Below are 25,639 nucleotides of genomic sequence, written 5' to 3' on the forward strand. Positions count from 1 at the left end.
GACGGGCCGTCAGGAGGCGGCGGCCGCCGCGTCGGCGGCTTCGGCGCTCGGGGACAGGCTGATCTTCCCGCGGCTGTCGATCTCGGTGATCTCGACCTGGAGCTTCTGGCCCACCGTCAGGACGTCCTCCACCTTCTCTACCCGCTTACCGCCGGAGAGTGTCTTGAGCTTGCTGACGTGGAGCAGGCCGTCCCGGCCCGGGGTGAGCGAGACGAAGGCCCCAAAATTGGTGATCTTCACAATCGTCCCCAGATAACGCTCGCCGACCTCGGGCATCTGCGGGTTGGCGATCGCGTTGATCGCCGACCGGGCGGACTCCGCCGACGGACCGTCCACCGCGCCGATGTAGATCGTCCCGTCGTCCTCGACGGTGATCTCGGCACCGCTGTCCGCCTGGATCTGGTTGATCATCTTACCCTTGGGTCCGATGACCTCCCCGATCTTGTCCACCGGGATCTTGACGGAGATGACCCGCGGGGCGTGAGCGGACATCTCGTCCGGGCTGCCGATGGCCTCGGCCATCACGTCGAGGATCGCGAGCCGCGCCCCGCGCGCCTGCTGGAGCGCCGCGGCGAGGACCGAGGCCGGGATGCCGTCGAGCTTGGTGTCGAGCTGGAGCGCGGTGACGAAGTCCCGGGTGCCGGCGACCTTGAAGTCCATGTCCCCGTAGGCGTCCTCGGCCCCGAGGATGTCGGTCAGGGTGACGTAGGAGTCGTCGGCGTGGATGAGGCCCATCGCGATCCCGGCGACCGGCGCCTTGAGCGGTACCCCGGCGTTGAGCAGCGACAGGGTGCTCGCGCACACCGAGCCCATGCTCGTTGACCCGTTCGAACCCAGCGCCTCGGATACCTGCCGGATCGCGTAGGGGAACTCCTCGCGGCTGGGCAGCACCGGGAGCAGGGCCCGCTCGGCGAGTGCCCCGTGGCCGATCTCTCGGCGCTTCGGCGAACCGACGCGGCCGGTCTCGCCGGTGGAGTACGGCGGGAAGTTGTAGTTGTGCATGTACCGCTTGGTGCGGTCGGGGTTGAGCGTGTCGACCGTCTGCTCCATGCGCAGCATGGCCAAGGTCGTGACGCCGAGGATCTGCGTCTCGCCCCGCTCGAACAGCGCCGAGCCGTGTACCCGCGGGATGTAGTCGACCTCGGCCGACAGCGCGCGGATCTCGGTTGTCGAGCGACCGTCGATGCGCACGCTCTCGGTCACGATGCGGGAGCGGACGAGCTTCTTGGTCAGCGCCCGGTAGGCGGCGCCGATCTCTTTCTCTCGCCCCTCGAACTGGGAGGCCACCTTCTCGGCCGCGAGCTGGCGGACCCGGTCGAGCTCGTTCTCGCGCTCAGCCTTGCCGGGGATGCGCAGCGCGGCGGACAGCTCGTCGCCGATTGCCGCGGACAGCGCGTCCAGCACGTCGTCGTGATAGTCGATGAAGACGGGGAACTCCCGGGCAGGCTTCGCGGCGAGCGCGGCCAGCTCGCTCTGGGCCCGGCAGAGCTCACGGATGGCGGGCTTCGCCGCCTCGAGGCCCGCGGCCACGACCTCCTCGGTGGGAGCCGGCGCGCCGTGCGCGAGCAGCTCGACCGTGCCCGGGGTCGCCTCGGCCTCCACCATCATGATCGCGACGTCCGAGCCGTCCTCGATCACCCGACCGGCCACGACCATGTCGAAGGTCGCCCGAGCGAGCTCCGCATGGGTCGGGAAGGCGATCCACTCGCCGTCGACGAACCCGACCCGGGTCGCACCGATCGGCCCGGTGAAGGGCAGGCCGGACAGCGTCGTCGACGCGCTGGCCGCGTTGATGGCGACCACGTCGTAAAGGGTGTCGGGATCCAGGGCGAGCACGGTGGCCACGACCTGGATCTCGTTGCGCAGCCCCTTGGCGAACGACGGCCGCAGCGGCCGGTCGATGAGCCGGCAGGTGAGGATCGCGTCCTCGCTGGGGCGGCCCTCCCGCCGGAAGAACGAACCGGGGATGCGCCCGGCCGCGTACATCCGCTCCTCGACATCCACCGTCAGCGGGAAGAAGTCGAGCTGTTCCTTGGGCTGCTTGCTGACCGTCGTCGCCGAGAGCACCATCGTGTCGCCCAGGTAGGCGACGGCGGAGCCGGCGGCCTGCTTGGCGAGACGTCCGGTCTCGAACCGAACCGTCCGGTCTCCGGCCGGGGTCGCGATGACCGCTTCGGCCGCATGTGTCGAGTCGTCCACTCGAACCACTCCATCCTCTTCCTCGGCCGGATCCACGCGGCCGAGCCTCTTCTACGGCCGGGTCCACGCCAACGAGGATGCCGGTGCTCAGTCGAAGTCCCCGGGTCCGGTGCCCGTACCCATCCCGGCGACCACGACCGAGGACCGGCGGCTCGCACCACCACGGACCCGGCCAGGTCCTCCACACCGCCGAGCGGACGACTCCGCCGACGGCTCGACGCATTCGGTACCTACCCCCGATGCGTCAGAGGGAGCGTCCCACCCGGGCCGCTCCCCCTCTTCGCGCTACCGCCGTAGCCCGAGTCGCTCGATCAGAGCGCGGTATCGGTTGATATCCGTCTTCGCCAGGTAGTTCAGCAGCCGTCGGCGACGGCCGACGAGCAGCAGCAGACCGCGGCGGCTGTGGTGATCGTGCTTATGCACCTTGAGATGCTCGGTCAGGTCACTGATCCGACGGGTCAGCATCGCGACCTGCACCTCGGGCGAGCCCGTGTCCCGCTCGACGGTGGCGTAATCGGACATGATCTTCTGCTTGACGTCGCTCGCGAGCGGCACGCTCCACCTTCTCCTTCTGTTTCGGGACGGCGCGCGTCCGGGGTCTTCCCCACCCGGATCGATCACCGGACCTCGGCATCATCGCCGTCCGGTCCGGACACACCGCACCCGCCTGACCGGGAAGCCTATCAACCCGAGGAGAGCCGCTCGGCCACCGGCGGAGTTCAGCCGAGTTCAGCCGAGTTCAGACGAGCAGGGTTGCCGCGCGGGTGGCCTCCACATCCGCGGCCATCTGGGTGACGAGCTCGGCCACCGAGTCGAAGCGCAGGGTCGGACGCAGCCGATGGGTGAACTCGTAGGCCATGTACTCGCCGTAGAGATCCTCGTCGAAGTCCAGGAGAAACGCTTCGACGCGCCGGTCGCGTCCCTCGAACGTCGGATTCGTACCGATCGAGATGGCGGCGGGCTGGCGGCGGCCGGACCAGCAGGCGAAGCCCGCGTACACGCCGTCCGCCGGAACGGCGGCCCACGGCGTCACCTGGATGTTCGCCGTAGGATAGCCGATGGTGCGGCCACGCGCGTCGCCGTGCACGACGACACCCTCGACCCGATGCGGCCGGTCCAGCGCGGCCGCCGCAGCCGCCACGTCGCCCTCGGCCACCCGGGCACGGATCGCCGTCGAGGAGAGCACCTGCTCGCCGGAGCGGACGAGACGGACCCCGTCAACCTCGAATCCCTCCCGGGCGCCCGCCTCCGACAGCGTCGCGAGCGTCCCGGCGGCCCGGTGACCGTAGGTGAAGTTCTCCCCCACCACGACCACGCTCGCCCGCAGCCGCTCGACCAGTATCCCGTGCACGAAGTCAGCCGGGGAGACCCGACTGAACTCCAGCGTGAACGGCTCGACGCAGAGCGCGTCCACCCCGGTCCCGGCCAACAGCTCGGCCTTGAAACGCAGCGTCGTGAGCAGGGCGGGATGGCTGCCGGGTCGCAGCACCTCACCGGGATGCGGGTCGAAGGTCAACACCAGCGAACGCTCACCGCGTTCCCGCGCCAGCCGGACCGCCCGGCCGATGATCTGCCGGTGCCCGAGGTGCACCCCGTCGAAGAAGCCAATCGTGACGACCCCGCCCCGCCACTGGACAGGCGTGTTCTCCGCCCCTCGCCACGTTTGCACGTGCGAAGCCTAGGACATTCTCGTGGGGCGCTGTCGGGCCACCGAACCCCGGCCGGGGCCGCCGGACTAGACCGGGGCGAAGACGACGAGCGACCGGACCGCATGCTCGGTCTCCTCGACCAGGGCCAGCACGGTCCCGTCGGGACCGAAGACGCCGTACGTACCCGGCCGTCCCACCGGGGGCAACCGTCGGCCATGGGACACGTCCGCTGCCGCCTCCGCCGTCACGTCGCGGCGCAGGAAGCCGGCCGCGACCGCGTCGGTCAGCGATGTGACCGCCCGCGGCCCCAGCTCGGCGAACGTGTCGAGAGTCACTGCGCCCGCCAGGTCGAAGGGACCAACGGCGGTGCGCCGCAGGGCGGTCAGATGCGCCCCGCAGTCCAACGCCGCCCCGAGATCACGGGCGAGCGCCCGCACGTATGTTCCACTGGAGCAACCGACCGTGACCTCCAAATCGGTTCCGGCCGGGTCCACCGCCCCGTCGCCCGCGGCCCGCCGCGCCAGCAGGTCGAAGCGGTGGACCGTCACCCGGCGTGGGGCGAGATCGACCACCTCGCCGGCCCGGACCCTGGCGTACGCGCGTACCCCGCCCACCTTGACCGCGCTCACGCTGGCAGGAACCTGGTCGAGCACCCCGGTAAGGGCGGCCATGGCCCGCGTGAGCCGGTCGGCGTCGACGTCCACCGGACGGTCCTCGACCGGCGCGCCCTCGGCGTCGTCGGTCGTGGTAGTCCGGCCGAGCCGGATCGTGGCGTCGTACACCTTGTCGGTGAGGGCGAGATGTCCGAGCAGGCGGGTTCCCCGGCCGGCTCCCAGCACCAGCACGCCCGTCGCCATCGGATCGAGGGTGCCCGCGTGGCCGATCCGACGCTGCCCGAGAATGCGCCGCGCCCTGGCGACGACATCGTGCGACGTCCAGCCGGCCGGCTTGTCCACGACGACGAGCCCGTCGACCTGTGGCCCGGGACTGGGACCGGGACCGGATCCCCGGCGGGATGCGGCTCCCCCCGGCCGCGCGGATCCCCGGGTGGATCCCCCCCGGGTGCTCACCGCGGGCTCCGGACCGCGTTCCTCGGGCCACCCGGGCCGCGCGGATTCTCCGGAGTCCCCGGGCCCCCCAGGCGCGGAGCCCGCGCCAGCGCGTCCCGAAGCACGTCCATCAACTCGTCGAGCGTCGTCCCGCAGGAGAATCCGGCGGCGAAGCGATGGCCGCCACCACCGAGAGCCGTACAGACCGCGCCGACGTCAACGTCCCCCTTGGAACGGACCGAGACCTTCCAGACGTCACCATCCTGCTTGCAGACAAGGGCGACCTCTGCCTCCGACACGGTGCGCACCGTGTCGATGAGCCCCTCGATCTCGTCGTACTCCAGTCCCGCGGCGCGCAGATCGGCCTGGCTGCACCAGGACCAGACGAGGTCGTACTCGGGCTCCAGCCGGACGCGGCCGAGAACCTCCCCGAGTAGCTTGAGATAGCCGAAGCGGTGGGTGTCCCACAGGGCACGGCTGATCAGGTCGGGACGGATGCCCGTGGCCACCAGCCGGGCGGCCAGCTGGTGCACCGCCGGTGTCGTCGCGGCGAAACGGAACGATCCCGTGTCGGTTACCAGACCGGTGTAGATCGCTGTCGCGATGTCCCGGTCGAGCCGCACGCCCAGGGCATCGACGAGGTCGATGACCATGGCGCTGGTCGAGGCCGCCTCGGGGTCGACCAGATTGAGATCGCCGAACCGGGTGTTGGAGGCATGGTGGTCGACGACCAGGACCCGGCAACCGGCCGTGGTGCTGGCGAGCCTGCCCAGCCGGGACCGGCTGCCGGCGTCCAGGGTCACCACGAGACCCGGCCGGCCGGTGACGGCCTCGGGGGCCACCAACAGATCCTGACCGGCGAGGAAACGAAGCACCCGGGGAACGACGAAGGGATCCGCGTCGAAGGACACCCGCGGCCTTCCGCCCAGCGACCGCAGCGCGAGCCCCAGCGCCAACGCCGATCCGAGACTGTCCCCGTCGGGGTTCACGTGGGCGATCAGCAGGATGTCGTCACCGGCGTCGATCGCGCCGGTCAGTGCGGTCACCGCGGCCTGGAAATCACCGGTCGGACCGGCACCGTCCGGGCGGGAGCGGTTGACCGACGCCGCCGGCGGGCCCGCGAGATCGGTCGCATCGCTCATCGTCAGTTCCCATCGCAGCTGTCTCGTGCCTGTCACCGCGGTGTCCCGGGCCCGTACCCCGTCATCCCTCCTGCCGGGCCGTCCCGCCGTACTCGTCCACCTCGCTCAGCTCATCCACCTCGCTCAGCTCATCCACCTCGCCGGCGGCGGGGCGCGGCCGGCGGTAGGGATCGTCGTCGCCCGCCGGGCGAGCATCCCGACGGACCTCGGCCAGATACGCGTCGCGTTCCCGGGCAACGCTGATCAACTTCTCCAGATGCTGGGCGTCGTCGGGAAGTCGGTCATGAACGAAGGTGAGCGTCGGGGTCACCTTCACCCCCGTGGCCCGGCCGACCTGGCTGCGCAGCAGCCCCCGGGCGGATTCGAGCGCCTGGGCCGACGCCTGCCGCGCCGTCTCATCGCCGTAGACGGTGTAGAAGACCGTCGCGTCGACCAGATCCGGCGTCAGCCGCACATCCGTGACGGTCACCATGCCGAGTCGAGGATCCTTGACGCCACGCTCCAGCGTGGACGCCACAACCTCGCGGATACGCACGGCCAGCCGCCGTGCCCGGGCCGGATCAGCCACCGTCCACCTCCTCGTTCGCCGGTCCCGCCGGCGGCACGCTCACCGCGGCAGATGCACCGGGTGCGTGCGGTTCACCGGGTGCATGCGGTTCGTCGTCCGCGTCGTCCGCCGAAAAGTAGCGCGCCCGCGCGGCGAGGACCTCGACGTCCGGTCGCTGGGCCACCAGATGCTCGCAGGAACAGAGGACCTCGACGCAGTGCGCCCGGTCCGCGGCGACGACCGCCATCCCGATCTCGGCTCGCCGGTGCAGATCATGATGGCCGGTCTCGGCCACGCTGAGGGCGAAACGGCGACGCAGCTCCGCCACGATCGGCCGCACCACCGACCGTTTCTCCTTCAACGAGTGCACGTCACCGAGCAGCAGATCAAGGCTGAGGGTTCCGATCCACATGGTCGTCTCCCGCCGCCGGGCACACACCGCCGGTGACGATCGGGCAGACAGCTCGATCGTCACCGGCCGCGGACGTGCTCAGGCGCGGGGAACCTCCCGTTGCTCGAACGTCTCGATCACGTCATCGATCTTGATGTCGTTGAACGACCCGAGACCGATACCGCACTCGTAGCCCTCGCGGACCTCCGTCGCGTCGTCCTTGAAACGCTTGAGCGACTCGACCGTGAGGTTGTCGGCCACGACGACGCCGTCGCGGATGAGCCTGGCCTTGGTGTTCCGCCGGATGACGCCGGAACGGACCAGAGAGCCGGCCACGTTGCCGATCCGCGGCACGCGGAAGACCTCGCGGACCTCGGCGGTACCGAGCTGCGCTTCCTCGTAGACGGGCTTGAGCATGCCCTTCAGGGCGTTCTCGATGTCCTCGATAGCCTGGTAGATCACCGAGTAGTACCGGACCTCGACGCCCTCACGGTCGGCCAGCTCCGTCGCCTTGCCCTGCGGCCGGACGTTGAAGCCGATGATGATCGCGTCGGACGCCGACGCCAGCATCACGTTGGTCTCAGTGATCGCGCCGACCCCACGGTCGATGATCCGCAGACCGACCTCGTCACCGACATCGATCTTGAGCAAGGCGTCCTCGAGCGCCTCGACCGAACCGGACACATCGCCCTTGAGGATGAGGTTGAGCTGGGTCTTCTCGCCCTCCTTCATCCGCTCGAGGATCGTCTCCAGCGTCGGACGGCCCCGGCTCAGCGCCAGCTCCGCGTTACGCTCGCGGGCCTGACGCCGTTCGGCGATCTGACGGGCCACCCGGTCCTCGGGCACCACCAGGAAGTTGTCACCCGCGTCGGGAACGCTGGTGAACCCCAGGACCTGGACGGGTCGGGCCGGGCCCGCCTCGACCACCTGACCACCGTGTTCGTCGAGCATCGCCCGAACCCGACCGAACGCCTCGCCGGCGACGACCGAGTCACCGACCCTCAGCGTGCCGCGCTGGACCAGCACGGTCGCCACCGGACCCCGGCCCCGGTCGAGCCGACCTTCGATGGCGACACCCTGCGCCTCGACCTCGGTCGGAGCCCGCAGGTCCAGGGATGCGTCGGCGGTCAGGACGATCGCCTCGAGCAGGCCGTCGATGTTCGTCCGGTTGCGGGCGGAGACGTCAACGAACATCGTGTCGCCGCCGTACTCCTCCGCCACCAGGCCGTACTCGGTGAGCTGACCCCGCACCTTGGCCGGGTCGGCGCCCTCCTTGTCGACCTTGTTGACCGCCACCACGACCGGGACGCCGGCCGCCTGGGCGTGGTTCAGCGCCTCGATGGTCTGCGGCTTCACCCCGTCGTCGGCGGCCACGACCAGGACCACGATGTCCGTCACCTGCGCACCGCGGGCCCGCATGGCCGTGAAGGTCTCGTGGCCCGGAGTGTCGATGAAGGTGATCGGACGCTCGTCGCCGTCGACCTTGGCCCGCACCTGGTAGGCACCGATGTGCTGGGTGATACCACCGGCCTCGCCCCCGACCACGTCGGTGGAGCGGATGGCGTCCAGCAGTTTCGTCTTACCATGATCGACGTGACCCATGACGGTCACGACCGGCGGCCGGGAGCTGAGCTCGACGTCGTCGCCGTACTCCCCGCCGAAGGAGAGGTCGAAGCTCTCGAGAAGCTCCTTGTCCTCGTCCTCCGGGCTGACGATCTGGACCTCGTAGCCGAGCGTGACACCCAACAGCTGCAGCGTCTCGTCGGTGCAGGACTGGGTCGCGGTCACCATCTCGCCGAGCTGGGTGAACACGACCTGGACCAGAGCGCCCGGGTTCGCGTCGATCTTGTCGGCGAAATCGGCCAGCGAGGCGCCACGGGGAAGCCGGATGGCCTGCCCGTTGCCGCGGGGCACCATCGCGCCCATGCGCGGCGCTTCGAGCCCGCTCTCCCATTCCTGCCGCTTCGCGCGCTTGGACTTGCGCTGGCGACCGGGGCGACCACGGCCACCGGGGCCGAAGGCGCCCGCCGTGGTCCCACCGCGGCCACGGCCGCCGGCCGCGGGACGACCGGGCGCACCGCCACCGCCGCCACCACCACCGGGACGACCGGGCGCACCACCACCGCCGCCACCACCACCGGGACGACCGGGCGCACCACCCCGCCCGGCGAATCCGCCGGGACGCGGACCGCCGCCACCGCCGGGACGACCGGGCGCGCCACCACCGCCGGGACGACCGGGCGCGCCACCACCGCCCGGGCGTCCGGGAGGGCCACCGGCGGGCCGAGGCTGGAACATGTTCGCGTTGGGGCGCGGCCCCCCGGTGCCACCTGGGCGGGGCGGCATGCCGCCCCCCGCTCCTGACCGTGGACCGCCGGGACGTGGTGGCATCCCGCCGGGAGTGGGCCGTGGACCACCGGCACCGGTGCCACCGGGGCGCGGTCCACCCGGCCGGGGGGTACCTGGCCGGGGGGTACCCGACCGCGGGGCGCTGGGCCGGGGAGTGGGCGTCGATGGCGGACCCGACTGCCCGGCCGACGGACGCGGCCCAGCGGACGGACGCGGCCCAGCGGACGGCGTCGTGTAGGGGTTGTTACCGGGCGCAGCCGACCGGGGTCCGGGACGCGGCCCGGGCCGGGGGCCGCCTGCGGTCGGACCGCCAGCGGTCGGACCGCCAGCGGTCGGACCGCCAGCGGTGGGACCCGAGGGAGGAACCGGGGTGCCGGGACGCGGACGGCCACCGCCCTGCGGGGCACCGGGACGCGGAGCGTTCGGCCCGGGTCGCGGCCCGGAGGGAGCGGACGGCACGGACGGCATCGGCGGCGCGGGCACGGCGGAGGCCGCGGCCGGACGGGGAGCGGCGGGTGCAGACGTCGGCGAAGCCTGCACCGGGGAGGCCTGCACCGGCGAAGCCTGCACCGGGGAGGCCGGTAGCGGCGGGGACGCGGGCGAGGGGGACGGCGCCGGGGTCGCCGGACCGGGCCGGCCGAGGGGACCAGGCCGCCCGGGAACCGGGCGCGGACCGGGCCGAGGCGCCAGACCAGGACGGGACGGCGGGGTCGGACGAGCGCCGCCACCCGGCGGTCCCGGACGGCTGGTGGCCCGGCCCGGGGAAGTGGGTGCGCCGTCGGCGGGGAACGCTTCCTTCAATTTGCGGACGACGGGTGCCTCGACAGTGGACGAAGCGGACTTCACGAACTCGCCGAGATCCTTGAGCTTGGCGAGCACGGTCTTACTGTCGACACCAAGCTCCTTGGCGAGCTCGTGTACGCGGGCCTTTCCTGCCACGGTGCTCCTTCGTTCGGCCCGCGGTCCGTGCCCGCGTGACCTCGTTACCTGCCGGTCGTGATCATGGCTGGGTGCTCATTGAGCGGTCATCGCTGTCTCGACCTGCTTCCCTGTCGACGTCTGTTGGCGCCGCCTGTGGGAGCGGATGCCGCTGGCGCGGGTACCCACTCCGTCTGACCCGGCCGGCCCGCTGCCGCGGTCCGCCCGTTCCATCCATCCATCTTTACCTGGTATCTCCCTGTGCCTGGCGCGACTACGGCGGACCGCTCCCGGAGGGACCGGCTACCGCGGGCGAAACCGCTCCAGATACAGCCTGACCTGCTTCGACCCGAGCGGGCCTGACACCCGCAGTGCTCGTGAGAACGCCTTGCGACGCTCCGCGAGATCGAGGCACGCAAGATCAGGATGCACGTGCGCACCCCGACCACGCATCCGACGACGAGCATCCGGCAGAAGCTCGCCGCCTTCTACGACGATACGCAGTAGGTCAGAACTCGACGCACGGCTTCGGCATCCGACACAGGTACGGACGGGCTCCGCACGACGCGCCATCGTAAGTCTATCCCGCCTGGCCCCGAGAATGGCCACCCGCGGCAGGTGATCGCCGCGGCACCGTAGCTGGTCCCGATCGTCGAGGCGCTCCAGCGGAGTCCCGTTCGGATCCGCTCCCACCGCCCTCGCCGGAGTCCTCGGTGTCAGAGTGGATGTCGATGCGCCACCCCGTCAGCCGGGCGGCGAGGCGGGCGTTCTGCCCCTCACGCCCGATGGCCAACGACAGCTGGTAATCGGGCACCACCACCCGCGCCGAGCGGCTCGCCGGATCCGTCACCTCGACCCGGGCCACCCGGGCCGGAGACAGCGCGCTCCCGACGAAGGTTGCCGGGTCGGCCGACCAGTCAACGATATCGATCTTCTCGCCCCGCAGTTCGGCCATGACGGCACGCACCCGGCTGCCCATCGGCCCGATGCACGCGCCCTTGGGGTTGACCCCGGCCACCCGGGACCGCACCGCTATCTTGCTGCGATGCCCGGCCTCGCGGGCGATCGCGGCGAGTTCCACGGTGCCGTCGGCGACCTCGGGCACCTCCAGCCGGAACAGCCCCTTCACCAGCTCGGGATGGGTGCGGGACAACGTCACCGTGGGTCCGTGCGGCCCCCGCGCGACGTGCACCACATAACACTTGATTCGGTCGCCGTGCTCAAGCCGCTCGCCGGGGACCTGCTCGGCCGGCGGCAGGACACCCTCGACGGTGCCGAGATTGACGAGCACGACCCTGGAGCCGGCCCGCTGTTCGTGATGTTGCACCACACCGGAAACGATCTCGTGCTCCCGGTCGGCGTACTGGCCGTAGGTGACCTCCTGCTGGGCCTCGCGCAGCCGCTGCATGATCACCTGTTTGGCGGTCATGGTCGCGATCCGCCCGAAGTCCGCCGGGGTGTCGTCGTACTCCCGGCTGGTGCCGTCCGGGCCCTGTTCCCGGGCAAGGACGGAGACATCTCCGGTCGTCCGGTCGATCACCACCCGGGCGTCCTGCGCGGACCCGGCCGTGTGGTGATAAGCCGTCAGCAGGGCCGTCTCCATCGCCTGCACCAAGGTGTCAAAGGCAATGTCCTTCTCCCGCTCGATTCCGCGCAGCGCGGCCACGTCGAGCTTCACCGGGTCATCTCCTTACCGGCCGCGCCCCGGGGGCCGGCCTCCCGGCCGTCGTCATTGGATTCCCTCCCCGGCGCCGCCGGAAGATCGTCGTCCGGCTCTCCGTACCCGAGATCGGCTGTCTCGCCGGGTTCCACCAACACGGCGGACAAAGACGGCGTCTCCACCGACTCGATAGAAAGATCATCATACGCCTCGGCCGAGAACTCGACCTCGACGGTAGCCCGGGCCACCTGTGCGAAGGTCACCCGCGCGAGCCGCCGACGCGGGGGGCGTCCGGGCCGCGCGGGATCCGTCGCCACCGCCAGATCCGCCCCCGATTCGTCGGCGGACAGGACACGCCCGGCGAGGACGATGCCGTCTCGATCACGTACCGTGACAAGCCTGCCGATCGCGCGGCGCCAGTGCCGAGGCTCGGTCAGCGGCCGTTCGACGCCCGGTGAGGTGACCTCGAGAACATAAGGCCCGGCGACCAGGCCCTGGCCGTCGGTCTCGGCGGCGTCAAGCAGCTCGGAGGCGAGCCGGCTGGCGTCCGCGACCGCGTCCAGGTCGACTCCTCCGTCGCGGTCCACCACCACCCGCACCACGCTGCGCGATCCGGCCCGTGTGACCGTCACATCCTCGAGATCGAAGCCCGCGTCGGCGAGGCCAGCCGCCAGCCGAGCCCGCAGCGCCGTCCGAACGCCGCCGCGCCCGCGGGCCGATCCGGATGGGCTCCGGTCACGCGCGCGGCCGGCCTCCCCCGCCCCTACCACTTCGACCGTCCCTTCCCGCATCCGCGATGCCTGATCATCCGCCGAACCCACGACGTCGCTCCCCACGCCGTAGGCCGGCCGCTACGTTGTCATCCCCCGGGGGCGATACCCAGGTTCGGCCGGCGCCATCAAGCCGTGCGACCCTCGTCGACCCGACCCGCGGCACCGTCGAACAGCGAGGACCGACCGCCGACGGTCCCGCCGGGCTGGGCCGCCCCGGGGCGACGGCATCCCGGGTGAGATCCATAGCCTACGTCCGCCCCGACCGGGGTCCGTCGCGACCCGGGGGTAACCGGATCAGGCCGCGCGGACCACACGGCGCTCCGGACGACAGCAGGGGATGTGCAAAGCTGCGACGGTGGATCCGGCGAACCTCACCCACGCCTCCCGACGACGGCTCCTCACCGGGCTGACCAGCCTTGCCCTTACCGGATTCGCCGGATTTGCCGGATTCGAGGCCGCCGGCTGCAGCACCACGGTCACGACGAATCGGACCGGTCCCGCGGTGGGTCCGGACGGCGACGACCGCCGGGCGGCGAGGGCCGCCGCCGTCCGGGCGGCCGCGCTGGCCGCGGCGTACCGGACGGCGGCCGAGCGCCACCCGTCCCTGCGTCCCCTGTTCGACACGCTGCGGGCCCATCACGAGGTCCAGCTCCGGACCTTGGCCGAACAGTTCCCGGGCTCCGCACCGGCCACCCCGACCCAGGCGACCACCCCGACCCAGGCAGCCACCCCGACCCAGGCGACCACCCCGACCCAGGCAGCCACCCCGACCCAGGCAGCCACCCCGACCCAGGCAGCCACCCCGACCCAGGCGATCGGGCGTGACGGCGCCGGGACGGCGGGAACGGCGCAGCTCGTCAACGAGTCACCCACGGCCCGCGCCGCCACCCTCGCCTCCCTGACCGGGATGGAGGGTGCGGCGACGAACGCCGCCCGCACCGACTGCCTGCGCGCGGGCGGTCCGCTCGCGTCCCTGCTGGCGAGCATGTGCGCCGCCGGGACCGCGCATGCGGAGCTGCTGGCCCTCGCTGCGAGCCGGGTGTCCGGATGACCGCCGACACACCATCGGGCGATCCGGCGTCGGCGACCCCCACGGAATCGACCGCCGCAACCGAGCACCCGGATCCCGCGGGCGTCGCGGCACTGGTCACGATGCTCACGGCCACGCATGCCGCGGTCTACGCCACCGCGGCGGCGGGAGGTGCCGTCGCGCCGCTCGGCCCGGCCGCGGCTCAGGCGCGCGAGCTCGCGCGACTGAGCTGTCTGGCGCACCAGGCGCTGCGCGACGACCTCATCACCGCGATCCGGGCCCGCGGCGGGGATGCGCCACCGGCACTGCCCGCCTATCGGCTCCCCGTCGCGCCGGAGGGCATCGGGGCGGCACTGGCCCTCCTGGCCAGGATCGAGGACGCCTGCGCCATGGCGGCCCACGACGCTGTCGCTGTGCTCGTCGGGGACGTCCGTGCGCTGGCTCTGGACGCGCTGACCGGCACCGCCGTACGCGCGCAGCGGGCCCGCATCGCGGCCGGCATGCCGCTGGCAGCCGCGAGCCGCGCGCTACCGGGGACATGACCTGGCGTCCAGGGAGGCCGGGCCGCTCCCGTCAGCGGGTGACCCACGCGTCGGGATCGCAGCCGAGGGTGGTCACGATGTCCGGAAGCTGACCACTCGCCACGTCGGCGAGGGTCACGGCCTCCAGCACCCGCCGCAGGTTCACTCGAACCGCGATCCACACATCCTGCAGGTGCTTGGCCGCGCCGTCGTAATTCGTGTCCTCAGGACGCCGGCCCCGCACGCTGGCGAGCGGACCGTCGGTCGCCCGGATCACCGTGGCGATGGTGATCCGCTCGGGGGGAAGGCTCAGCTGGTATCCCCCGTCCGCGCCCCGGCGGCTCTGGACCAGCCCCGCCCGGCGTAGATCGGTGAGGATGTTCTCGAGGAAGCGCAGCGGCAGATCCTGCGCCGCGGCAAGCGCCTCGCCCTTGACGAGCCGACCGTTGCTCGCGGCCAACGTCAGGAGTGCGCGCAATGCGTAGTCGGCGCGAGCGGAGATCTGCATGCATCCATTTTGCCGCCGGTCCTCGCCGAATGGGTGGGCCGGGTCGGCACCGGGCGAGGCACGGCCCCGCGCCGACGGGCGCTGTTCCCGCCGCCGGCTCGGCCAACGAACCTGCCGGCCAACGAACCTGCCGGCCGGGGAATCGGGACTTCCTCAGCCAGCCCTCTCGGGACGGGGGGCGTCCGTGCCGCCTCCGGCGGAGGAGGTGGCCGTGGTGGCGGCCGCGGCGGACCCGTCGGCGCTGCCGCTCCGGCGACGCCGAGCTGCCCGGACCGCCGTCGTACCCTCCGCAACCAGCCCACGGCGCTGCCGCATCCGCTGGTCCGCCGCGTTGAACCCGGCGTCGATGAGCACCCCGATCACGAAAATCGTGATCATCGAGGCCAGTACCCCGACCGTGTCGAGTAGTTCGCGGGCATTCTGCAGGTCAGCTCCGACGGACGGATGCCCCGGAACGATGACCAGCAATTCGCCGGCCATCAGGCTGCGCCAAGCGAACGCCCAGCCCTGCTTCAGGCCCGCGAGCACCGAGGGCAGGGCCGCCGGTACCACGACGTACCGGTAGAGGGACAGGCTACGCGCGCCCATGCTGCGGCCGACCTGGACCAGCAGAGGCGGCACGTAGTCCACGCCGTAGATGACGCCGTTGGCCACCGAGGGCGCCGCCCCGAGCACCACCACGAACATGATTGCGGACTCGCTGAGCTTGAACAGCAGGACGGCGAGCGGGAACCAGACGATCGAGGGCATCGTCTGCACCGCGGTGATGAACGATCCCACCGCGGTACGCAGGACTCCGAAGCGGGACACCGCGATCCCGACCACGGTGCCGATGAGCACGGCGAGAGCGTATCCCTCCAGGGCCCGGACCAGGGTGCGGGCGAGGGCGTCCCAGAAGTGTCCGCTGCCCAGCTGGTCGACGAACTCGCCCAGTGCCTCGCCCGGGCCGGGCAACACATAGCTGGGCTTCCAGCCACTCCAGACGACGATCTGCCAGAGCAGCAGGAACAGGAGCAGAGCGCCGAGCTTCGGCCAGCTGGCCGCCCAGACGCGGACCGCGAACGGCCGCCGTTGCGCGGTCGGGATGTCCAGCGCGTCGAGGCCGGCGAGGGCCGTGTCGACGTCGAAGGACTTACCCGCCTCGCCGAGCAGGACACTCTTATCGCTGGAGACGCTGACGTCAGTGGCCATGGCGGCCGACCTCCTCGCGTAGCCGCGCGGTCACCTTGGTGGCGAGCTCCGAGACGTGGGTGGAGTCGATCCGGCGGGGGCGGTCGAGGTCGACGTCGAAGATCTCCGCGACCCGGCCAGGCCGGGAGGACAGCAGCACGATGCGGTCACCGAGCCGGACCGCCTCACGCACATCGTGGGTGACGAAGATGACGGTGACCCCCGTCTCCCGCCAGATCCGTTCAAGTTCGTCGTGGAGCAGATCGCGGGTCATCGCGTCGAGCGCACCGAACGGCTCATCCATGCACAGGATGTCGGCCTCCTGCGCGAAGGCCCGGGCCAGGCTCACCCGCTGGCGCATGCCGCCGGACAGCTCATGGGGGCGCTTCGCGGACATACCGGCGAGCCGGACCATCGCGAGCAGACTCTCGACCCGGTCCCGCCGCTCGGCCTTGCCGATCCCCCGCAGCCGCAGCGGCACCTCGACGTTGCCGCCCGCGGTCAGCCAGGGCAGCAACGCCGAGTCCTGGAACATCATCCCAACCCGCCGGCCGGTGGTGTCGACGACGCCCACAGACGGCTGGTCGAGACCGGCGACCAAGCCGAGCAGGGTCGATTTCCCACAGCCGGACGCGCCGAGGAGACAGACGAACTCGCCCGCCCGGACGTCCAGGGAGACGTCGTCGAGCGCCTTGACGCTGGCGGGCCCGGATCCGAAGACCCGACTGACGCGGTGGATGCGCAGCGCGGTGTCGGCGGGTACAGCGGTGTCGGCGAGTACAGCGGTGTCGGCGAGTACAGCGGTCATGGTTCATTCCCCCGTCGCGGTGTATGCGGCCGGTGTGCATGGACGGATGGACGGACGGACCAGGCCGGGGCATCGATGATCGACACCCCGGCCTGGTCGTCGCCCTGTGGTCTCGGACCGAGGTTCAGCCGGCCCGGCTACCGCCGGGTGCCGCGGGTCAGGAGTCGGCGACCGTCGGTTTGCCCTGCTTGGCGAGGATCTCGTTGAGGACCGTCAGATCGAACAGACCGTCGAGCTTCGGGTTCTTGATGAGGCCGAGCTCCTCCTGGTGCTTTGCCGAGGTGAACAGGGACGCCGCGATCGGGTCCGGAGTGAAGGTCAGCCCCTTCCAGGCCAAGGTGAGGATCTTGTCGGACAGCGGCTTGCCGCTCAGCTTGCCCAGCGCCGTGTTGGTGACCTTCGCGCCGGCGTCACGGTCGGCGTTGAGCGCGTTGATCGATTCCACATTCGCCGTGATGAGCCGGCGGACGATCTCCGGGTTCTTCTTCAGATAGTCCGTGCTCACCAGAAGCACCGTCGTGACGAACTGGCCCTTGGTCTCCGGCCACTCGTCGGCCTCGTCGACGAGCACCTTGCCCCCCGCTGCGACGAGCCGGGAGGCCGTCGGCTCGGGCACCCAGGCCCCGTCGATGGCCCTGTTGGCGAAGGCGTCCACCGTCACGGTGTTGTCCTGGGGCTTGATGGAGACATCACCCCCACCCTGGGTGTCGGTCTTCAGCCCGTTCTTCTTGAGGAAGTACCGCAGCGCCACGTCCTGGGTGTTGCCCAGGCTCGGGGTGGCGAGCGTGGTGCCCTTGAGCTGCGCGACGGAGGTGATCTCAGGCTTGACCACCAGCGACGCACCACCCGAGGTAGCGCCGGAGACGATCCGCACCGCCTCCCCGTGCGACTTGATGAAGCTGTTGACCGCCGGGTTGGGACCGATATAACCGGCATCGATGGCGCCGGACAGAATCGCCTCCGCCTCCTGCACGCCGGAGTTGAAGGTCGATGTCTTGAGCGTGACTCCAGAGCCGAGGTCCTTGGCGAAGATCCCCTTCTCGGCGCCGTAGAGAGCTGGCGCGTGGGTGAGGTTCGGGAAGTACCCGAGCCGTAGGGTGCCGGTGATCTGGCCGTTCGAGGCGACCGTCTGGGAGTCCCCGTCGTCACTCGAGCAGCCCACCACCGCCAGTACAAGCGCCCCCGCGGCGATGAGTGGCGTCGCTGCACGCCACAGTCTGCTCGGCCTCATAGATACCCCCTCACGCGGGCTGACACCCGCGCCATGCAAGTCGATCGAAGTCATCGGGATGGTAAGCATGCCAGATGGTGCCCATCCTGGCCAGGTGGCTTCATCACGATGACATCGATCTGCAATATCTTTGACCAGACAGGAGCACATATCCGACAAAACAGACATTTTTTTCGCTGGAGCGCAGAGGCCCCGGACACCATAGGAGCGGGTCCGGGACGCTCTCAGACCGGGATCGACCTCAGAACAGGATCGACCTCAGACCGGGATCGACCTCAGAACAGGATCGACGCGAAGGTCCCGACCCGCTGAAAGCCCACCCGGTCGTAGACTCGGCGGGCGGCATGGTTGAAGTCGTTGACGTACAGGCTGACCCGCGGGGCGAAGGCGGCCCGCGCCAGCGCGACCACGCTCGCGGTTCCCGCGGCGCCGAGGCCGCGCCCACGCAGCGCCGGGTCGACCCAGACGCCCTGGATCTGGCAGACGTCGCCCGCGACGGCGCCGATCTCGGCCTTGAACAGCACCCGGCCGTCGGCGATGTGGGCGAAGGAACGCCGCTGACCGACAAACTCGGCGACGCGGGCGCGGTAAAGGGCGCCGCCGTCGGCGAGCACCGGGGACACCCCGATCTCCTCGGTAAACATGGCGATGCAGGCCGGCAGGATGACGTCCAGCTCGTCCGGGCGCACCGGACGCACCGCCGGATCGGGGGCGACCCGCGGCGGGCGGTCGATCACCAGCAGGGGCTGGTCGGCCCGTACCTCTCGGGCCCGCCCCCAGGTCGGCTCCAGATGCTTCCACATCGCCGTCACCGAGGAGGAGACGCCGACGATGGACGAGCAGCGCCGTCCCTGCCGGCGGGCCCGCTCGGCGAACAGTCTCGCCGAGGTGGGGCCCGCCGCCACGGGCCAGAGGTTGGCGCCGGAATAACACAGGGCGACCAGGCGGCCGTCCACGGTGTGCCCCCACATCTCGGCGCCGAGACGCCACGGGTCGAGCCCCGCCGCCTCGACCCGAGATGCGACGAACACATCGGCGACCGGGTTGCGGGCCAAGAGCTCGCGGACGGCCGGAAGATCCCTGTCGTCAAGCAGACGGGTCGGCGCGGACCGCAGAGGTAGGCCCATCCGGTCGAACCGGTTAACCCACGGAAACCGAGGGTTCGCCGGACGGGGTGCCGTCCGCCGCCATCTCCTCGGCCAGCCGCATGGCTTCCTCAATGAGGGTTTCCACGATCTGCGCCTCCGGAACGGTCTTCACGACCTCACCTCGGACGAAGATCTGACCCTTGCCGTTCCCGGATGCGACGCCGAGATCGGCCTCCCTGGCCTCGCCCGGCCCGTTCACGACGCAGCCCATGACGGCGACGCGCAACGGGACCTCCATGCCCTCGAGACCGGCGCTGACCTGATTGGCAAGGGTGTAGACATCGACCTGAGCCCGACCGCAGGAAGGGCAGGATACGATTTCGAGCTTACGCTGCCGAAGTCCCAGGGACTCCAGGATCGCGGTGCCGACCTTCACCTCCTCGACCGGCGGTGCCGACAGCGACACCCTGATCGTGTCACCGATTCCCTCGGCGAGCAGGGCCCCGAAGGCGACCGCGGACTTGACCGTGCCCTGGAAGGACGGTCCGGCCTCGGTGACACCGAGGTGCAGCGGGTAGTCGCAGGCCTGGGCGAGCAGCCGGTACGCCTGGATCATGACGACCGGGTCGTGGTGCTTCACCGAGATCTTGATGTCACGGAAGTCGTGCTCCTCGAACAGCGAGCATTCCCACAAGGCCGACTCCGTCAGCGCCTCCGGCGTGGCCTTGCCGTACTTCGCCAACAGCCGCTTGTCGAGTGAACCCGCGTTGACCCCGATCCGGATCGGAACGCCGGCGGCCTTCGCCGCGCGAGCAATCTCCCCGACCTTGTCGTCAAAAGCCTTGATGTTGCCGGGGTTGACCCGGACCGCGGCGCAGCCCGCGTCGATCGCGGCGAAGACGTACTTGGGCTGGAAGTGGATATCGGCAATCACCGGGATCGGGGACTTGCGGGCGATCGCGGCGAGGGCGTCGGCGTCGTCCTGGCTTGGCACCGCGACCCGGACGATCTGGCATCCCGACGCTGTCAGCTGTGCGATCTGCTGCAGCGTGGCGTTGACGTCCGACGTCAACGTGGTGCACATCGACTGAACGGAGACCGGAGCGTCACCCCCGACCAGGACGTTGCCCACGTGGATCTGCCGGCTGTGCCGCCGCGTGCCGAGCGGACGGGCCGGAGCGGTTGGCATGCCCAGAGTTACGGTCACGTTGTCCTCACTGGCGAATCGGAGACGAAGATCGACGTGCGACTGACTCGGCCTGTCGGCTGCAGGAGGCAGGGCAGAATGGCACACCGTCGCGCATGTTCATACGAAATTACTGATTCAGGCGAATGGGATTGACGATGTCGGCGGACAGGACAAGCAGACTGAACCCGAGCAATACGACGACCGTGGCGTACGTGGCTGGTAACAGTTTGGCGAAATCCACCTTCTGCACCGGACCGCGATAACCCCGGAGCCTGCGTAGACCGTGCCGGGCCTGCTCGAAGCCCAGCACGGCAATATGACCGCCGTCCAACGGGAGTAGGGGCAACAGGTTAAAAATTCCGACCGCGAGATTGATCGCGGCGACCAGAATGAGAAGGTTCCGCACCCGGTCCACGGCCGAACTGCCCTCGGCCGAGACCACGTCACCGCCGATACGCGCCGCTCCCACCACGCTGATGAAACCCTGGGGGTCGCGGTTGTCGCTGAAGATATTACCGATATCACCGATCCGGCGGGTCAGCGTTTCGTACATGCCGGTGAACCCGGACCCGATGACATCGAAGGTGCGGGGCACCGCTTCGATCGGGTTGTAGTGCACTGTCTCGGTTCCCGGTTTGACGCCCAAGGCGCCGACCCGGTCGTCGCCCGCCTGCCCGGTCTCCCGATCGCGCCGGACCTCCACCAGGTTCGGCGTGAGAGTGAGGGTGCGGCCGTCCCGTTCGACGACCATCACCGCAGGCCCCGCTCCGTGCGCACGCACCTGCCGGGTGAACTGCGTCCAGGTCGTGACCGGAACTCCGCCGAAGCTGACGATCCGGTCACCCGGCCGCAGACCGGCCGCCGCGGCCGGCCCCGGTCCGGAACAAGTCGCGGTCGTGGCGATGCAACTCGTCGCGCCGACCCTCGACTCGCTGATCGTGGTCGTGCCCAGGACAACGAGCACTCCGTAGACCAGCACGATGGCGATGACGAAATGCACGAAGGAACCGGCCGACATGACCACGAGCCGGGCCCGCGCCCGCGCATTGTGGAAGGCGCGGGGTTCATCGGCCGGATCGATCTCCTCGAGCGGAGTCATCCCCTCGATCTTGACGAAACCGCCGGCCGGAATGGCCTTGACACCGTACTCGGTCTCCCCCCGCCGCCGGGACCAGATGGTCGGCCCGAAACCGACGAAGAACTTGGAGGCCTTCATGCCGTAGTGCCGGGCCGTCACGAAATGCCCGGCCTCGTGCGCGACGACCGACACCAGCAGGGCCAGTGCGAACGCCGCAATGCCGAGAAGCTCCATCAGACCGCCCCCTCGGCGCCGGGGGGGCGGCTCATACCGTGTCCCGTTCGGTCTCGCGCCGGATCAGCCGCCCTGCCGCCGCCCGCGCGGCTCGTTCGGTGGCGAACACCTCCTCCACCGTGGGATGATCGATCACTTCGTGCTCGGCGATGACCTCGGCCACCAGGTCGACGATACGGATGAAGGGCAGCCGCCCGGCGAGGAAGGCCGCCACCGCCTCCTCGTTCGCGGCGTTGAAGACCGCGGGGGCGGTGCCGCCGCGCCGCCCGGCTGTGCGCGCGAGCTCCACCGCCGGGAACGCCACCTCGTCCAGCGGTTCGAAGGTAAGCGCCTGCGCCCGCGACCAGTCCATCGGCGGCTGTGCCTGCGCCACCCGGTCCGGCCAGCCGAGCGCCAGCGCGATGGGCAGTCGCATGTCCGGTGGGGAGACCTGAGCGATCGTCGAGCCGTCGGTGAACTCGACCATCGAGTGCACCAACGACTGGGGGTGCACGACGACCTCGATGTCGTCGTAGGGAACCCCGAAGAACAGGTGCGCCTCGATCAGCTCAAGCCCCTTGTTCATCAGGGTCGCCGAGTTGATCGTCACCAGGGGTCCCATGTCCCAGGTGGGATGGGCCAACGCCTGCTCCGGGGTAACGGCGGCAAGCTCGTCGCGGCGGCGCCCGCGGAAGGGACCTCCGCTGGCGGTCAACACCAGTTTGCGTACCTCGTCCCGCCGCCCGCCACGCAGGCACTGCGCCAGTGCGGAGTGCTCGGAATCCACCGGCACCAGGCGGTCGGGGTCGCCACCGAGCGCGTCGAGCACCAACGGCCCCCCGGCGACCAACGATTCCTTGTTCGCCAACGCCACAGTCCGGCCGGCGGCCAGCGCCGCGAGCGTCGGGGCCAACCCGACCGAGCCGGTGATGCCGTTGAGGACGATGTCGCATGGCCACGCCGCGATCTCGCTCGCGGCGTCGGGACCGGCGAGAATCTTTGGCACGGGGAACTCACCCCGACGGTAGCCACGCCGCGACGCCTCGGCGAAGAAGGCCAGCTGGAGGTCCTGAGCGGCCGAGGCCGCCGCCACTCCCACGGCCTGGACGCCGAGGTCCAGTGCCTGAGCGGCGAGCAGGTCCACCCGGGACCCGCCGCCCATCAACGCCACCACCCGGAACCGCTGCGGGTTGCGGCGTACGACATCTATTGCCTGGGTTCCGATCGAACCGGTGGACCCGAGCAGGACAACCTCACGCAGGATCGAAGCCTCCACCACGTCACCTATTCTCTCAGGCCCACCGACCGCTCGACGCCGCCCTGTTCGGTTCATGACAGGTGCCACCCGAAGATGCGCAATGGGTCCAGTGACAACTACGTTTCGTCAGGTCTGGTGGGCAGGACTTTGCGGTCGCCGCCCACCCCGATCGGCCACCCCGATCGGGGTGGCACGTCGGCCCGGTCGGTCACGTCGACGACGGCTCCGACGTCTACTCATCCCCGGCCGGGTGAGGAAGAAGGTGTGGCGCCGGCTGCCGGCTGCCCGGACGGTTCGGCACGGGGGGCGGCATCCGGGGCGGCGGGCGACGCGGGCGTGGTGGCAGGTCCGGAGGATGCGGCGGGTCCGGAGGATTCAGCCGACGGTGCCGCGGGAGTCGGACTGGTGGCGACGCCCGGGCCGGCGGGACCGGCGGAGACGGCGGGAGCGGGCAGGCCACTTGTCGCGGGCGTAGGCGTGTAACCGAAATAGGTCAACGCCACAATGGTGGCACTCAGGCTGACGGAGGTCGGACCCAGCGCCGGGCGTGCCTGCGCCCCCGGCCAGGTGTGCCCCGCGCCCTGCATGGCTAACAGTCCGACATCGTGGCCGGCTGGGCAGCCGCTCCACACGGTGCGCTGCCAGGCGGCCGTGTCCCGGGAGGTCTGGCGGGCTCCGCCGCAGCCCAGAGCGGAGGCGTACCGGGCGAGCCGGTCTTCCACGGGCTGCGCGACGACCCCGGTGAAGGGGACCGGTCGCGGAGCACCTCCGCCGGCATACGGTGCGATCTGGTCCGAGGTCCCATGGATCTCCAGGACGTTGGTGGCGGGCTTGGCGCAGGAGCCGGGCAGCACGCTCGACCCGACGGTCACCGCCGCCGCAAGACGGCCCGGCAGCGCGCAGGCCAGCGTGAGCACCATGTTCGCGCCGTCCCCGTAGCCCACGGCGAAGACGCGTCCCGCGTCCAGGCACATCTGACCAACGAGGTCGTTGAGCAGCGCGCCGACGAAGAGTACGTCGTCGGGTCCCACCGCCTTCGATCTGGTGAAGTTCCACCGCATCTGCGTCCCGATCGGGGCGGCGACCACGAAGCCCGCCTTCGTCCCCTGATCGGCGAGCCGCGTGTACGCTTCCAGATCTTCCGGCGTCTGATTCAGATCATGGAAATTGAAGATCAGTGGTAGTGGCCTGGCCCGTGGACCCGCGGTCGGTACGGCGAGGACGTAGCCGCGCTCGGTTCCTCCCACCCGCAGCGCGCGGGTACCGATCCCGGACGGCAGGGTCTTCCCGGTGACGCAGCCGCTCTCGGGGGGCGGTGGGACCGTGGGCAACGGTATGGCCGACGCCACGGCGGCACCGGCGGCACGACCGCCGGATGCTCCGAGAGCGGCCTGGGTCGCCGAGGTCTTCGCCGGCCCCGGCTCCTGGGACATCGCGTACCACAGGAGCAGCAGCAACACTCCGGCGGCGGCCGTGATCGGCAGCCATACGGTGTTCGTCGCCCGGATACCCGGCCGGGAGGCCCCCCGGCGTCGACTCGTCGGACTACCGAAGGACACGGTCACCGTCAGGCGTCGTGCTCCCCACGGCACCGAACTCGACGAGACGGTCGGATCCGACCTGCTCCGGCCGGTCCGTCCGCTCCGGCTTCCCGGCCGGCTCGGCCGCGAGCTGTCCGCAGGCTGCCGCGATCTCCCGGCCCCGGGTGTCGCGCACCGTCGTCACGATGCCGCGGTCCCGGAGCCTGCGGACGAACGCGCGCTGGCCGGCCGGGGCGCTGGCGCGCCACGAGGATCCACCGGTCGGATTCAACGGAATGAGGTTCACATGCGCGAGCCGGCCGACGAGCAGGTCCGCGAGGGCGTCGGCGCGTCCCACGTCATCGTTGACCCCGTCGATCAGCGCGTACTCGACGCTTACCCGTCTGCCGGTCACCTCGGCGTACTCCCAGGCGGCCGCGAGCACCTCGACCACCGGCCAACGGGTGTTGATGGGGACGAGTTCGTTCCGCAGAACGTCGTCCGGGGCGTGCAGGGACACCGCCAGAGTCACCGGCAGGCCCTCTCCGGCGAGACGACGAATCGCCGGAACAAGGCCGACGGTGCTGACCGTCAGGCCGCGAGCCGACAGGCCCAGGCCCTCGGGGGGGTGAGCGGTGAGGCGGCGTAGCGCGGCGATCACCGCGGCATAGTTCGCCAGCGGCTCGCCCATCCCCATGAAGACCACGTTCGACAACCTGGTCTCGCCGCCCGCGAGCTCACGGCGCCGGAGAACCCGGGCGGCGTGCACGACCTGTTCGACGATCTCCGCGGTCGACAGGTTTCGGGTCAGCCCCCCCTGACCGGTGGCACAGAACGGGCAGCCCATGCCGCAGCCCGCCTGGCTCGACACACAGACCGTCGCGCGATCCGGATATCTCATGATCACAGACTCGAGAGAAGCGCCGTCCACGGTCCGCCATGCCGTCTTGCGGGTCAGACCGTCGTCGCAGCTCAGCGTCCGCACCGGGACGAGCAGCCTCGGCAGCAGGGCGTCGAGGAGCGGCTGGCGGTCCCGCTCCGGCAGGTCGGTCATCGCCTCGGGCTCATCGGCGGCGATCAACCGCGCATAGTAGTGCCGGGCCACCTGATCGGCGCGGAAGGCCGGCTGCCCCAGCGACACCGCGACGTCACGCCGTTCCTGCCGGGTCAGGTCGGCGAGGTGACGCGGCGCTCGGCCCGCTCGCCGGGTGAGCGTCAGCCGCACGGGCCGGCCCGCCTCGGCGGTCGGGGGCTGGTCCGGACGTCCGGATTCGGCGGTCGTGGCAGTCATCGCGGATCCAGTCTGCCAGGTGACCGCGACCGAGACGAATGCACGGATCTGTCCGAA

The 25,639-nt window shown here is 70.7% G+C and carries 23 protein-coding genes; 2 read left to right on the top strand and 21 right to left on the bottom strand.

Features of this window, described 5'->3' with window-relative positions:
* Positions 1-9: 9 nt before the first annotated feature.
* From FRANCCI3_RS17950 to rimP, 11 genes are all read right to left on the bottom strand, one after another.
* Positions 10-2,199: a polyribonucleotide nucleotidyltransferase gene (locus FRANCCI3_RS17950; protein WP_011437931.1), complete on the bottom strand. Its 2,190-nt coding sequence runs from the start codon at positions 2,197-2,199 to the stop codon at positions 10-12.
* Positions 2,200-2,484: 285 nt separating this feature from the next.
* Positions 2,485-2,754, bottom strand: coding sequence for a 30S ribosomal protein S15 (rpsO, locus tag FRANCCI3_RS17955; protein WP_011437932.1), 270 nt, complete (start codon positions 2,752-2,754; stop codon positions 2,485-2,487).
* A 184-nt stretch (positions 2,755-2,938) separates the two neighbouring features.
* On the bottom strand, positions 2,939-3,868 hold the full coding sequence (locus FRANCCI3_RS17960; protein ID WP_011437933.1) for a bifunctional riboflavin kinase/FAD synthetase: 930 nt from the start codon (positions 3,866-3,868) through the stop codon (positions 2,939-2,941).
* Positions 3,869-3,934: 66 nt separating this feature from the next.
* Positions 3,935-4,918: a tRNA pseudouridine(55) synthase TruB gene (gene truB / locus FRANCCI3_RS17965; protein ID WP_011437934.1), complete on the bottom strand. Its 984-nt coding sequence runs from the start codon at positions 4,916-4,918 to the stop codon at positions 3,935-3,937.
* A complete protein-coding gene (locus tag FRANCCI3_RS17970) occupies positions 4,915-6,039 on the bottom strand; it encodes a DHH family phosphoesterase (protein ID WP_049760984.1) in 1,125 nt (374 codons plus the stop codon). Before FRANCCI3_RS17970 ends, truB begins: the two co-directional genes overlap by 4 nt.
* Before the next feature lie 61 nt (positions 6,040-6,100).
* Positions 6,101-6,607 (bottom strand): 30S ribosome-binding factor RbfA, encoded by a 507-nt coding sequence (gene rbfA / locus FRANCCI3_RS17975; RefSeq protein WP_011437936.1) that lies wholly within the window; start codon positions 6,605-6,607, stop codon positions 6,101-6,103.
* Positions 6,600-6,998 carry a DUF503 domain-containing protein gene (locus FRANCCI3_RS17980; RefSeq protein WP_011437937.1) on the bottom strand — a complete coding sequence of 133 codons (399 nt, stop codon included), beginning with the start codon at positions 6,996-6,998 and terminating at the stop codon, positions 6,600-6,602. Before FRANCCI3_RS17980 ends, rbfA begins: the two co-directional genes overlap by 8 nt.
* 78 nt (positions 6,999-7,076) lie before the next feature.
* Positions 7,077-10,265 carry a translation initiation factor IF-2 gene (gene infB / locus FRANCCI3_RS17985; protein ID WP_011437938.1) on the bottom strand — a complete coding sequence of 1,063 codons (3,189 nt, stop codon included), beginning with the start codon at positions 10,263-10,265 and terminating at the stop codon, positions 7,077-7,079.
* 282 nt (positions 10,266-10,547) lie between these two features.
* Complete coding sequence (locus FRANCCI3_RS24920; protein ID WP_011437939.1) at positions 10,548-10,817, bottom strand: YlxR family protein; 270 nt, start codon at positions 10,815-10,817, stop codon at positions 10,548-10,550.
* A gap of 7 nt (positions 10,818-10,824) precedes the next feature.
* A complete protein-coding gene (gene nusA, locus FRANCCI3_RS17990) occupies positions 10,825-11,922 on the bottom strand; it encodes a transcription termination factor NusA (protein ID WP_011437940.1) in 1,098 nt (365 codons plus the stop codon).
* Complete coding sequence (rimP, locus tag FRANCCI3_RS17995; RefSeq protein ID WP_023840219.1) at positions 11,919-12,695, bottom strand: ribosome maturation factor RimP; 777 nt, start codon at positions 12,693-12,695, stop codon at positions 11,919-11,921. The genes nusA and rimP overlap by 4 nt, the downstream gene beginning before the upstream one ends.
* Positions 12,696-13,014: 319 nt before the next feature.
* Between rimP and FRANCCI3_RS18000 the strand changes: the two genes are divergently transcribed.
* The gene (locus FRANCCI3_RS18000; protein WP_011437942.1) at positions 13,015-13,728 is read left to right on the top strand and encodes a hypothetical protein; all 714 of its coding nucleotides are present in this window, start codon (positions 13,015-13,017) and stop codon (positions 13,726-13,728) included.
* Positions 13,725-14,249, top strand: coding sequence for a DUF4439 domain-containing protein (locus FRANCCI3_RS18005; RefSeq protein ID WP_011437943.1), 525 nt, complete (start codon positions 13,725-13,727; stop codon positions 14,247-14,249). Before FRANCCI3_RS18000 ends, FRANCCI3_RS18005 begins: the two co-directional genes overlap by 4 nt.
* 31 nt (positions 14,250-14,280) lie before the next feature.
* Here the strand turns inward: FRANCCI3_RS18005 and FRANCCI3_RS18010 are convergent, their stop codons facing one another.
* The 10 genes from FRANCCI3_RS18010 to rlmN form a co-directional block, all read right to left on the bottom strand.
* Entirely contained in the window at positions 14,281-14,736 is a 456-nt protein-coding gene (locus FRANCCI3_RS18010; RefSeq protein WP_011437944.1) for an RrF2 family transcriptional regulator, read from the bottom strand.
* Between the two features lie 153 nt (positions 14,737-14,889).
* Positions 14,890-15,927, bottom strand: coding sequence for an ABC transporter permease (locus FRANCCI3_RS18015; protein WP_011437945.1), 1,038 nt, complete (start codon positions 15,925-15,927; stop codon positions 14,890-14,892).
* Positions 15,917-16,714: an ABC transporter ATP-binding protein gene (locus tag FRANCCI3_RS18020; RefSeq protein ID WP_011437946.1), complete on the bottom strand. Its 798-nt coding sequence runs from the start codon at positions 16,712-16,714 to the stop codon at positions 15,917-15,919. The genes FRANCCI3_RS18015 and FRANCCI3_RS18020 overlap by 11 nt, the downstream gene beginning before the upstream one ends.
* A 157-nt stretch (positions 16,715-16,871) precedes the next feature.
* A complete protein-coding gene (locus FRANCCI3_RS18025) occupies positions 16,872-17,945 on the bottom strand; it encodes an ABC transporter substrate-binding protein (RefSeq protein ID WP_011437947.1) in 1,074 nt (357 codons plus the stop codon).
* A gap of 275 nt (positions 17,946-18,220) precedes the next feature.
* Positions 18,221-19,072 (bottom strand): GNAT family N-acetyltransferase, encoded by an 852-nt coding sequence (locus tag FRANCCI3_RS18030; RefSeq protein WP_011437948.1) that lies wholly within the window; start codon positions 19,070-19,072, stop codon positions 18,221-18,223.
* 13 nt (positions 19,073-19,085) lie between these two features.
* The gene (gene ispG / locus FRANCCI3_RS18035) at positions 19,086-20,240 is read right to left on the bottom strand and encodes a flavodoxin-dependent (E)-4-hydroxy-3-methylbut-2-enyl-diphosphate synthase (protein ID WP_011437949.1); all 1,155 of its coding nucleotides are present in this window, start codon (positions 20,238-20,240) and stop codon (positions 19,086-19,088) included.
* Positions 20,241-20,349: 109 nt separating this feature from the next.
* Positions 20,350-21,534 (bottom strand): M50 family metallopeptidase, encoded by a 1,185-nt coding sequence (locus FRANCCI3_RS18040; RefSeq protein WP_011437950.1) that lies wholly within the window; start codon positions 21,532-21,534, stop codon positions 20,350-20,352.
* Positions 21,535-21,565: 31 nt separating this feature from the next.
* The gene (gene dxr / locus FRANCCI3_RS18045; RefSeq protein WP_011437951.1) at positions 21,566-22,846 is read right to left on the bottom strand and encodes a 1-deoxy-D-xylulose-5-phosphate reductoisomerase; all 1,281 of its coding nucleotides are present in this window, start codon (positions 22,844-22,846) and stop codon (positions 21,566-21,568) included.
* 161 nt (positions 22,847-23,007) lie between these two features.
* Positions 23,008-24,336, bottom strand: a complete 1,329-nt coding sequence (locus tag FRANCCI3_RS18050) for an alpha/beta hydrolase family esterase (RefSeq protein ID WP_236701432.1) — start codon at positions 24,334-24,336, stop codon at positions 23,008-23,010.
* Positions 24,317-25,582: a 23S rRNA (adenine(2503)-C(2))-methyltransferase RlmN gene (gene rlmN / locus FRANCCI3_RS18055; protein WP_011437953.1), complete on the bottom strand. Its 1,266-nt coding sequence runs from the start codon at positions 25,580-25,582 to the stop codon at positions 24,317-24,319. The genes FRANCCI3_RS18050 and rlmN overlap by 20 nt, the downstream gene beginning before the upstream one ends.
* Positions 25,583-25,639 lie beyond the last annotated feature (57 nt).

The sequence above is a fragment of the Frankia casuarinae genome, from assembly GCF_000013345.1.
GTDB lineage: Bacteria > Actinomycetota > Actinomycetes > Frankiales > Frankiaceae > Frankia > Frankia casuarinae.